This window comes from Streptomyces sp. NPDC034670 (assembly GCF_055574875.1).
In genome coordinates this window covers 71151-82303 of record NZ_JBVITR010000016.1, presented here as the reverse complement: position 1 = coordinate 82303, position 11153 = coordinate 71151, and the positions used below count along the sequence as shown (strand labels likewise).

Here is an 11153-nt window from a genome sequence, read left to right as displayed (position 1 = left end):
CCCCACCGCCCCCCACCCTTTCTAGGGTGGGCGGGGGGTGGGTCCCCCGGGTCCTTTCCTGCTGGCTCCCCCCCCCCCCCACCCCCCCCCCCCCCCCCCGACGGGAGGCCCTAGGACTCGAGCCCTACGCCGTGCCGTCTGAGACCATGGACGGCGTGACAGAGAATCGGCGCGACACGCTTCAGGAGCAGACCTTCTACGAGCAGGTCGGCGGGGAGGAGACCTTCCGCCGGCTCGTCCACCGTTTCTACCGGGGGGTCGCCGAGGACCCGCTGCTGCGGCCCATGTACCCCGAGGAGGACCTGGGCCCGGCCGAGGAGCGGCTGCGGCTGTTCCTGATCCAGTACTGGGGCGGTCCGACGACCTACGGCGAGCGGCGCGGCCACCCGCGGCTGCGGATGCGGCACGTCCCGTTCAAGGTCGACCGGGCGGCGCACGACGCCTGGCTGAAGCACATGCGGGACGCCCTCGACGAGCTCGGCCTGCCCGAGGAGCACGAGCGCACGCTGTGGAAGTACCTGACGTACGCGGCGGCCTCGATGGTCAACACCCCGGGCTGATCCCCCCGGTGTCCGGCCGAACCGGACGGAAACGTTCCGATCGCATTCCGGAACGTCGTCGCCGGAATGCGATCACAATCCGGTCAAGCCCTCGTTCCCGGCGCTTTCCCGCGACCGGCCGTCTCTGACAACATCACCCGGAGGTCCGGACAACCACGGGGGGAACGGGTGGCGGCCGCAGGGGGGTCGGCGAGGTTCGTCCTCGCCCGCGCACGGGCTCACCGGCCGCTGCTCGCCGCCGCCCTGCTCACGGTCCTGCTGACCACGGCGGTCCTCGCGACCCTCACCGCCTACTCCGCGTCGATCGGCGACGCGGCCCTGCGCCGGGCCCTGACGGACCCGCGCAACGCCGCCGACACCGCGCTCGTCGTCGGGGCCGACGTCCCCGCGGACCGTCGCGCCGCGGCCGACGCCGCCGTGCGCGAGGGCGCCCGCGAGGCCTTCGACGGGCTGCCGGTGACCCTGCGCACCCTGACCCGCTCCGGCCCGTACGCCCTGCCCCGCTCGCCGGACGAGCACGCCGGAGCGGGTGAGCGCGCCGGAGCGGGCGAGCGCGCCGGGGCGGACGACCCCGGCCTGACGCACTTCGCGGCGCTGGACCGCACCCAGGTGCGGATCACCGAGGGGCGGATGCCCCGGGCGGCCGGCCGGGCGACCGTCGAGGCCGCCCTGCCGGAGACCGCCGCCCGCGCCCTCGGCCTGGAGCCGGACGCCCGGGTCACCCTGGCCGACCGGCTGGGCGGGCCGTCGGTACAGGTGCGGATCACCGGCCTGTACCGGCCGGTGGACACCGCCGCGCCCTACTGGCTGCTGGACGACCTGAAGGGCCGCGGGGTCGTCGAGGTCGACTTCACCACGTACGGTCCGCTGCTCGCCCACCCCTCGGTGCTCGACGGGGGCCGGGTCGCCGCCGGTACGACGAACTGGCTGGCGGCGGCCGACTTCTCGGCGGTGGGCACGGAGCGGATCGACGCGCTGCGCGAGGCGGTGCGCAGCGGCACCGCCGCCCTGGCCGGGGACGAGGCGCTGGGCGGCACGGCGACGGCGACGAGCGCGCTGCCCACCGTGCTGGACCGGGTCGAGCGTTCCCTGCTCGTCTCCCGCTCGACCCTGCTGATCATCGCCCTGCAGCTCGTCCTCCTGGCCGGCTGCGCCCTGCTGCTGACGGCCCTGCTGCTGAGCGCCGAACGCGCGGCCGAGACCCGGCTGCTGCGGGCCCGCGGCGGCTCCCGCGCCCAGGTGGCCCGGCTCGCCGCGCTGGAGGCGCTGCTGCTGGCCGTGCCCGCGGCGGCCTGCGCCCCGCTGCTGGCGGGCCCGCTCACCGGACTGCTCGCCGGACAGGGCCCCCTGACCCGGATCGGGCTGGACCTGGACACCTCCGTCGGCGCGGTCGCCGGGCGCGGCACGGTGTGGCTGGTGGCCGCGGGGGTGGCCCTGGGCTGTGCGCTGGCCGTCACGGTCCCCGCGCTCACCTCCTCCTTCGCGGCCGGCCGCGCCGAGCCCCTGCCCGGCGCGGTCCGCGCCGGCGCGGACGTGGGGCTGCTGGCGGTGGCCGCCGTCGCGTACTGGCAGCTGAGCCACCGGCCCTCCGGGGTCGTCGGCCGGGACCTCACCGTCGATCCGCTGCTCGTCGCGGCCCCGGCACTGGCGCTGCTCGCCGGCACGGTGCTGACGCTGCGGCTGCTGCCGCCGGTGGCGCGGCTGGCCGAGCGCGGGGCGGCCGCCGGCCGCGGGCTGCCGGGGGCGCTGGCGGGCTGGCGGTTCAGCCGCCGGCCGAGGAACGGCACGGGCCCGGTGCTGCTGCTGGTGCTCGCCGTGGCGCTGGGCATGCTGGCGGTCGGCCAGGGCTCCTCCTGGGAGCGCTCGCAGGCCGACCAGGCGGACTTCCGGGCCGGCGCCCCGGTGCGGGTGCTCGCCGCCGGGGAGGGCGAGCTGGGCCGCACCCAGGCGTACGCGGCCGTCCCCGGCGTGGGAGCGGCCGCTCCGGCGTACCGCACGGCGGTGACGCTGTCCGGCAACCGGACGGCGACCGTCCTGGCGCTGGACACGGCGCACGCGGCCGGGACCGTGCTGATGCGCCCCGACCTGGCCTCCGCACCGGTGGACGCGCTCCTGGACGGCCTGGCGCCGAAGGGCGGGACGGCGGGCGTGCGGGTCCCGGCGGACACCGCGCGCCTGGCGCTGGCGGCCCGGGTCCGGGGCGCGGCGGCGGGGACGGCGATCGAGGTCAGGGCCACCCTGGAGGACCGCCACGGGACGCCGTACAAGCTCACCTTCGGCCGGCTCCCCGCCGACGGACGGACCCACACGCTCGTCCTCGACCTGTCCGCCGTCGCCGAGGCCCCTCCGGGCGCCCTGACGCTGACCGGGTTCCAGCTCGACCTGCCCCAGCCGGTCGGGCGGGCCGAGGAGCACCGCTTCACCGTGGCCTCGCTGACCGCCACGGACACCGGCGGCCGGGCCCGGCCGCTGGCGCTGCCCGACGGCTCCGCCGGCTGGGACCTGTCCGCGCGGATCGCCGGCGCCGCGTCCTCCCCCGACGCCCGCACCGGCCCGACCCGCCCCCGGGCGGCCGCCGCCTCCCCGCCGGCCTTCACCTACGGCACCGGCTACGTGCCGCGGCGCAGCTCCTGGACGATTCCGCCGCTCACCGTCCGGCTGCGGATACCGCAGCCGGAGACGCCCGAGGTGGCCGCCGTGGCCACCGACCGCTACCTGGCCTCGACGAGCGCCCGCACCGGGCAGCGCGTGGACGTGACGATCGACGGTTCCCCGGTGCCGGTGCGGATCGTCCGGTCGGTGCGGGAGCTGCCGTCCGCGCCGTCCGGGGGGACGGACGACGGCGGGGCGCTGCTGGTCGACCTGCGGTCGGTCAACCGGGTGCTCCAGGCCCGGCACGCCGAGGGCGTGCGGCCCGGCGAGTGGTGGCTGCGGACCGAGCCGGGCGCGTCGGCCCGGGTGGCCGCGGCGCTGCGGGACCGGCCCGACGTCGAGCCGTCGCGGGTGGTGGTGCGGGACGAGATCGCCGCCCGGTTGCGCGACGACCCGTTCGGCGCGGGCCCCGGGGCGGCGTTCACCGCGGCGGCCTTCGCGGCGGCGGCGCTGGCGGCGGTCGGGTTCGCGGTGAGCGCGGCCGGGTCGCTGCGGGAGCGGTCCGCCGAGTTCGCGGTGCTGCGCGCCCTGGGCGCGTCACGCCGGCGGCTGACCCGCGTGGTGGTCCTCGAGCACGGGGTGCTGGTCGCCCTGGCGCTGGCGGCGGGGGCGCTGTTCGGCGCGGTGCTGGCGCGGGCCGTGATCCCGTTGATCACGCTGACCTCGGAGGCCTCCCGGCCGGTGCCGCAGGTGCTGGTGGAGCTGCCGGCCGGGCGGGTGGCCGTCCTGCTGGCCGCCGTGGCCGCGGCGCCGCTGCTGATCACGGCCGTGCTGGCGGTGCGCCGCGCGGACCCGGTGACGTCGCTGCGGGAACGGGGAGGTGAGTGAGGTGGGCGTGCGGTCCCCGGAACCGAGGGCGGTCGCCCCCTGGGTGCGCACCCGCATGCGCTCCGCGCCCGGTGCCGCGCTGGCCCTGGCGCTGCTGGTGGCGGTGACCGCGTTCCTGGCCGCCGTGCTGCCGCGCGCCGTCGACCGGTACGGCGACGCGGGCCTGCACCGGGCCCTGCGGTCAGCCGAGGCCGACCGCACCACGGTGGTGCTGGTCGACCCGCGGCCCGGCTCCGGCATGTCCCAGGAGGAGCGCGAGGCGGCCGTGCGCGCGGACGCGATGCGCGCGGCCCACTCCGAGGTCCTCGGCCTGGCCCCGCGCCCCCTCGCCGTCGACCCGGACCAGTCCGCCCACGGCGTGCGCACCGCCGAGGAGCAGGTGATGGACGAGCCCTGGCTGCCCCGGCCGGACGGCCTGCCCGCGCGGCTCACGTTCGTCGCGCAGAACGGGCTCGGCGACCACTCCCGCCCGCGCGAGGGCCGGCTGCCGAAGGCCCCGGGCACCGTCACCGCGGCGACGGAGAGCATCGAGGGCGCCGTCACCACCGACACCGCCAGGGACCTGAACGTCGAGGTGGGATCCGTCCTGGACGTCCCCGGCGTGGAGCGCGCGCCGCTCAGGATCCGGATCACCGGCATCGTCGAGCCGCGCGACCCCCGCGGCGCGTACTGGTCCACCGACCCCCTGCTGCGCACCCCGAGCCTGACCGTCCTGCCCGGCGACCCGGACCTGCGGGAGTACTGGCTGGGAACGGTGCTGCTCCCGCCGGACGCCGCCCCGGCGCTGCTCGGCACCGCCGCGGAGCCCTGGCGCTACTGGAACCTGGCCCCGACCGTCACCGCCCTGCACGGCCACGACGCGCCGCGCCTGAAGTCCGCCGTCGCGGCCCTGGAGTCCGGCCCGGTCCTCCAGCGGGTGCGCGCCGCCACCTCGCCCGACGTCGCGGCGCGTACCGAACTGGACGACGTGCTCGCCGAGTACACCGCGCTGCGCTCCGCCATCGGCCCGGTGGTCTCCGTCGCCGCCTTCGGCACCGGCACGGTCGCCGCCGTGGTCCTGCTCATGGCGGGCGGACTGGCCGCGGACCGGCGCCGCGGCGAGCTCACGCTGCTGCGCGCCCGCGGCGGCTCCCTGCGCGGCGTCGCCGGCCGGCTGCTCGCCGAGACGGCGGTGGTGGCCGTGCCCGCGGCCGCCCTCGGGCTGGCCGCCGCCTGGCTCGCGGTCCGCGACGCCCGGCCGGCGCCCGCCGCGGCCGCCGCGGGCGCCGTGGCCCTCCTCGCCTGTCTGGCCCTGCCCCTGCGGGCCGTCGCCGCGCACCGGTCCGTGCGCGTGCACGGCCCCCGCGAGGACGTCGCCTCGGCCCGCCCGTCGCGGCGCCGCACGGTCGCCGAGGCCACCCTGCTCGTGCTGGCGGCGGGCGCGGTCGTGGCGCTGCGCACGCGCGGCACGTCGGACGCGGCGACGGACTCCGGCGACCAGCTGGTGTCCCTGGCCCCGGTGCTGGTGGGGATGATCGCCGCCTTCGTGCTGGTGCGGCTGTACCCGCTGCCGCTGCGCGGGCTGGCCCGTCCGGCGAGGCGGCTGCGGGGCGCGGTCGGCCACCTGTCCCTGGCCCGGGCGGGCCGCGCCGCCGGCTCCGCGGTGCTGCCCCTGCTGGGGTTGCTGACCGCGCTGACCACCGCCGCCTTCGGCGGGTCGGTGCTCACCGGTGTGGCCGACGCCCGGGAACGCGCGGCCGTGCTCACCGTCGGCGCCGACGCCCGCGTCGAGTCGCCCCACCCCCTGCCGTCCGACCTGCCCGACCGGGTCCGCCGCGCACCCGGCGTGCGGGAGGTCACCGCCCTGAGCGTCGTCAGGTTCGCCCAGCCCGGGAGCGGCACGCGGACGGTGCCGGTGGCCGGTGTCGACCCGGACGGCTACGCCGCCCTCGCCCGGCACACCGGGATCGGCGCCTTCGACCGGAAGGCGCTGGAGGCGTCCGGGCCGTCGGAGGTCCTGCCCGCCCTGGCCTCGCCCGGGGTCGCCGACCGCCACGGCACCCGGCCCTTCCCCGTGCGCATGGAGGACGGCACCTCCGTCACCGTGCGGATCGTGCTGGTGCGCGAGCGGACCCCCGCGGTCGCCGGGCGGGAGTTCCTGGTCGTGGACCGGTCGGGGCTCTCCGCCCGGTCCGCCCGCCCGACCCTGCTGCTGGTGACCGGCGACCGCCCGGACGGGGCCGCGCTGCGCGCGGCGGCGGGCGGCGGGACACCGGTCCAGCTGCGCGCCGAGGAACGCGCCGGGTACGTCGACTCGCCCCTCCAGTCCGGCGCCGAACGCGTCTACGCCGCGGCGGTGGCGGCGGGCGCCGGCTACGCCGTCCTCGCGCTGCTGCTGACGCTGGTGCGCGCGGCCCCCGAACGGGCGGCGCTGCTCGCCCGGCTGCGCACCATGGGCCTCACCCGCTCCCAGGGGCGCCGCCTGCTCGTCCTCGAGTCCCTCCCGCAGGCGCTGCTCGCGGCACTGGGCGGGGTCCTCACCGCGTGGGCCACCATCCGGCTGCTCTCCCCCGGCATCGACCTGACCGCCGTCGCCCTGCCCGCCACCGCGTCGGCGGCGGGGCGGGCGACGCTGCGCACCGACCCGGTGTCGCTGCTGGTGCCGGCGCTGGCGGTCGTGGTGCTGACCGTCGGGGTCGCGGTGGTGCAGGCCTGGTGGACGGGGCGCCGGGGGTCGGTGCGGGAGCTGAGGGCGGGGGACGCCCGGTGAGGCCGGACGGCGGACGCACGAGGAGACCGGGTGGCGGACGCACGAGAGGACCGGACGGCGCGGGAGGGCGCCCGAAGGCCCCGCCGCGTGCCGGGCACCCGCGGCCACGACCGACCGACTCCCGCCCAGGAGGCGCCCGATGACCTCGAACCCCACCCTGGCCGACCTGGCGGACCGCGTCGCGGCCGACCGCGACCGTCCGGCCTTCGGCCACGACGCGCTCATCACCTGCGACCGCCTGGTCCGCGTCTTCACCGCGGACGGCGTGGAGGTGCAGGCGCTCCAGGGCCTCGACCTCCTGGTGCGCGAGGGCGAGCTGATGGCCCTGGTGGGCGCCTCCGGCAGCGGCAAGTCCACCCTGATGAACATCCTGGCCGGGCTCGACACCCCCACCGCCGGCGCGGCCCGCGTGGCCGGCCGCGACCTGCTCGCGATGAGCGCCAGGGACCGCCTCGCCTACCGCCGCGAGGTCGTCGGCTTCGTCTGGCAGCAGACCTCCCGCAACCTGCTGCCCTACCTGACCGCGGCCCAGAACGTCGCCCTGCCGATGCAGCTCGCCGGCGTGCGGGGCCGGTCCCGCGGCGCGCGCCGCGCCCGTGCCGAGCGCGCCCTGGAGCTGCTCGAGCTGCTGGAGGTCGCCGACTGCCGCGACCGTCGCCCGCACCAGATGTCCGGCGGCCAGCAGCAGCGCGTCGCCATCGCCGTGGCCCTCGCCAACGACCCGTCGGTGCTGCTCGCCGACGAGCCCACCGGCGAACTGGACTCGCACACCGCGGAACAGATCTTCGCCGCGTTCCGCACCGCGAACGAACGGCTCGGCACGACCGTCGTGATCGTCACCCACGACCAGGCGGTGGCGGGCGAGGTCCGCCGCACGGTCGCCATCCGCGACGGCCGCACCTCCACCGAGGTCCTGCGCCGCAGCGAGGTCGACGCCGCCACCGGCCACGAGACCGTGGTCGCCCGCGAGTACGCCATGCTCGACCGCGCCGGCCGCCTCCAGCTGCCCGCCGAGTACACCCGGGCGCTCGGCATGCGCGACCGCGTGGCGCTGGAACTGGAGTCCGACCACATCGGGGTGTGGCCGGACGACAGCGCACGCGACTGAGGGGCCGGACGCGACCAGCGGAACCGGGGGGAACGGAACGAGGAACCGGAAGCGGGGACGGGGTCGGGAACCCGACCCGGAGGACGGAGTCGGGGACCGGACCCGGAGGACGAGGTCGGGGACCGGACCCGAAGGACGGGGTCAGGAACCGGACCCGAAGGACGGGGTCGGGGACCGGACCCGGGAGAGGACCCCGCGGCGGGCTCAGCGCACGCTGAGGCCCAGCGTCCCGAGCCCGCCCTCGAGCCCTCCGCTCCCGCGCACGGCGACCGATCCGTACGGCGTCCGCAGGCGCAGCCAGGCGCCCGAGGAGAACAGCCCCAGCTCCTCGCCGCGCAGGAACCCCAGGGACTGGGCCGCGTGCACCGCCCGCACCGGGAGGCCGGTCTCCGCGACCGTGCGGGACCAGATCTCCCGTCCGATCCGGTCCAGTTCGGCGCGGGTGCGCCGCTGCGGGTCCAGCTCCTCCGTACGGGAGCGGAACTCCGCGACCGAGGCGGCGACGAGCCCCCGCAGGGCCCGGGGCCCCGGCAGTCCGGACTCGGCCCGCCAGCCGCCGCGCGGCGGCAGCACCCCCGCCCACGGCGGCCCGGTCACCGCGCCCGGGACGGCGGCCGTGGCGGCGGCCGGGTCCACCGACTCCAGCAGCTCCCCGGCGGACACGGTCACGTCCAGCGTGACGTCGAGCCCGTGCTCGTAGGGCTTGGCGAGCCGCGCGGCGCGGATCGCGAGCACCTCGAAGGAGGGCGGCCGCCCGAAGACGGCCAGCGCGGTCCCGGCCGCCTGCAGCCGCACCGCGGCCGAGCGGTCGTAGTGCAGCAGCCGGGAGAGGAAGGCCGCGAGGTCCGCGGCCTCCCCCTCGTCGGCGAGGTGGAGCACCGTGCCCGTCATGCGGCGACGGCCTCCTCCTCGTCCGCGTCCTTGTCCTCGTCCGCGGCCGGTTCGTCCCGGTACTCCTGGAGGAACTCCCGTTCCTCCGCGGTGATCCGGCGCGGACGCTGCGCCTCGAAGTCGAACGGCACGATGACCGTCGAGGCCCGGACGTAGACCTGGTCGCCGTCCTTCACCTCGTAGGCGAGGGTGAAGGACGCCGCCCGGATCTCCGTGACCCACAGCTCGACGTCCACGGGCGCGTGCCGGTGGACGAGCTGCCGCTTGTAGTCGATCTCGTGGCGCGCCACCACCGACCCCTGCTGGAAGTCCTTGTCCGGGCGGAACAGGAAGTCGATACGGGCCTCCTCCAGGTACCGGAGGAACACCACGTTGTTGACGTGACCGTACGCGTCCATGTCCGCCCAGCGCAGCGGGCAGCGGTAGATGTGCCGCAAGAGATCAGCCCCGGGTCAGCTTCTTGTAGGTGGCGCGGTGCGGACGCGCGGCGTCCGGACCGAGCCGCTCGATCTTGTTCTTCTCGTACGACTCGAAGTTGCCCTCGAACCAGAACCACTTGGAGTCGCCCTCGTAGGCGAGGATGTGCGTGGCGACGCGGTCCAGGAACCAGCGGTCGTGGGAGATGACCACGGCGCAGCCCGGGAACTCCAGCAGCGCGTTCTCCAGGCTGGACAGCGTCTCGACGTCCAGGTCGTTGGTCGGCTCGTCGAGGAGCAGCAGGTTGCCGCCCTGCTTGAGGGTGAGCGCGAGGTTGAGGCGGTTGCGCTCACCGCCGGAGAGGACGCCGGCCGGCTTCTGCTGGTCCGGTCCCTTGAACCCGAAGGCGGAGACGTAGGCGCGCGACGGCATCTCGACCTGGCCCACGTTGATGTAGTCCAGCTCGTCGGAGACCACGGCCCACAGGCTCTTCTTGGGGTCGATGTTCGCGCGGTTCTGGTCGACGTAGGAGATCTTGACGGTGTCGCCGACCTTGATCGAGCCGGAGTCGGGCTGCTCGAGGCCCTGGATCATCTTGAACAGCGTGGTCTTGCCCGCGCCGTTCGGGCCGATGACGCCGACGATGCCGTTGCGCGGCAGCGTGAAGCTGAGGTCGTCGATCAGCAGCTTGTCGCCGAAGCCCTTGCTGAGGTTGTTCACCTCGACGACGACGTTGCCCAGGCGCGGGCCCGGCGGGATCTGGATCTCCTCGAAGTCCAGCTTCCGCATCTTCTCGGCCTCGGCGGCCATCTCCTCGTAGCGTGCCAGACGCGCCTTGGACTTGGCCTGACGCCCCTTGGCGTTGGACCGCACCCACTCGAGCTCTTCCTTGAGGCGCTTCTGCCGCTTGGCGTCCTTCTGGCCCTCGACCTTGAGGCGGGCGGCCTTGGTCTCGAGGTACTTGGAGTAGTTGCCCTCGTAGCCGTGCAGGCGGCCGCGGTCGACCTCGCAGATCCACCCGGCGACGTTGTCCAGGAAGTACCGGTCGTGGGTGACGGCGACGACGGTGCCCTCGTACTTGGCGAGGTGCTGCTCGAGCCAGTTCACCGACTCGGCGTCGAGGTGGTTGGTGGGCTCGTCGAGGAGCAGCAGGTCGGGCGCCTCGAGGAGGAGCTTGCACAGCGCCACGCGGCGCTTCTCGCCACCGGAGAGGTTGGCGACGGGCCAGTCGCCGGGCGGGCAGCCCAGGGCGTCCATGGCCTGCTCCAGCTGGGCGTCGAGGTCCCAGGCGTTGGCGTGGTCGAGCTGCTCCTGCAGCTTGCCCATCTCGTCCATGAGCTCGTCGGTGTACTCGGTCGCCATCTGCTCGGCGATCTCGTTGAACCGGTCGAGCTTGCCCTTGATCTCGGCGACACCCTCCTGGACGTTCTCCAGGACGGTCTTCTCCTCGTTCAGCGGGGGCTCCTGCAGCAGGATGCCCACGGTGTAGCCGGGGGTGAGGAAGGCATCGCCGTTGGACGGCTGCTCCAGTCCCGCCATGATCTTCAGAACGGTCGACTTACCGGCACCGTTCGGGCCGACGACACCGATCTTCGCTCCGGGGTAGAAGCTCAGGGTGACGTCGTCGAGGATCACCTTGTCGCCGTGCGCTTTGCGCGCCTTGCGCATGGTGTAAATGAACTCAGCCAAGAGAAACCGTCCGGCAGCTTGAAATCTGGCAGTGGGCAGATACACCCCATCTTGCCGCACCGCCACCCCAGGGACGAAACGTAACCGGCCCGACGCCTGCGACCTGCGGTTCCACCGCCGACGGCGGTGACCCGGCCGTCACTGCTGGTCACCGCCGACCGGCCTCGCACGGCCCGGAGACGGCCCCGCGCCGGCTCCGGCCGGACGCGCCGCGCCCCGGCCGCGCCGCCGGCGGCCGGCCGGAACCCCGCGGACGGTC

The 11153-nt window shown here is 76.1% G+C and carries 7 protein-coding genes; 4 read left to right on the top strand and 3 right to left on the bottom strand.

Features of this window, described 5'->3' with window-relative positions; genetic code table 11:
* Positions 1–146: 146 nt before the first annotated feature.
* The 4 genes from ACZ56B_RS14190 to ACZ56B_RS14175 all read left to right on the top strand — a co-directional run bounded on the left by ACZ56B_RS14190 (position 147) and on the right by ACZ56B_RS14175 (position 7897).
* Entirely contained in the window at positions 147–560 is a 414-nt protein-coding gene (locus ACZ56B_RS14190; RefSeq protein WP_468789667.1) for a globin, read from the top strand.
* Between the two features lie 168 nt (positions 561–728).
* Positions 729–4040 carry an FtsX-like permease family protein gene (locus ACZ56B_RS14185; RefSeq protein ID WP_468789666.1) on the top strand — a complete coding sequence of 1104 codons (3312 nt, stop codon included), beginning with the start codon at positions 729–731 and terminating at the stop codon, positions 4038–4040.
* A 55-nt stretch (positions 4041–4095) separates the two neighbouring features.
* Positions 4096–6789: an FtsX-like permease family protein gene (locus tag ACZ56B_RS14180; RefSeq protein ID WP_468789720.1), complete on the top strand. Its 2694-nt coding sequence runs from the start codon at positions 4096–4098 to the stop codon at positions 6787–6789.
* 139 nt (positions 6790–6928) lie between these two features.
* Positions 6929–7897 (top strand): ABC transporter ATP-binding protein, encoded by a 969-nt coding sequence (locus ACZ56B_RS14175; RefSeq protein WP_468789665.1) that lies wholly within the window; start codon positions 6929–6931, stop codon positions 7895–7897.
* A 204-nt stretch (positions 7898–8101) separates the two neighbouring features.
* On the opposite strand, the gene ACZ56B_RS14170 is transcribed toward ACZ56B_RS14175, so the two are convergent.
* The 3 genes from ACZ56B_RS14170 to ettA are packed head-to-tail and all read right to left on the bottom strand — an operon-like array spanning position 8102 to position 10894.
* Positions 8102–8788 carry a DUF8185 domain-containing protein gene (locus ACZ56B_RS14170; RefSeq protein WP_468789663.1) on the bottom strand — a complete coding sequence of 229 codons (687 nt, stop codon included), beginning with the start codon at positions 8786–8788 and terminating at the stop codon, positions 8102–8104.
* Complete coding sequence (locus ACZ56B_RS14165; protein ID WP_468789661.1) at positions 8785–9225, bottom strand: acyl-CoA thioesterase; 441 nt, start codon at positions 9223–9225, stop codon at positions 8785–8787. Before ACZ56B_RS14165 ends, ACZ56B_RS14170 begins: the two co-directional genes overlap by 4 nt.
* Before the next feature lie 4 nt (positions 9226–9229).
* The gene (gene ettA, locus ACZ56B_RS14160) at positions 9230–10894 is read right to left on the bottom strand and encodes an energy-dependent translational throttle protein EttA (protein WP_468789659.1); all 1665 of its coding nucleotides are present in this window, start codon (positions 10892–10894) and stop codon (positions 9230–9232) included.
* Positions 10895–11153: the final 259 nt, after the last annotated feature.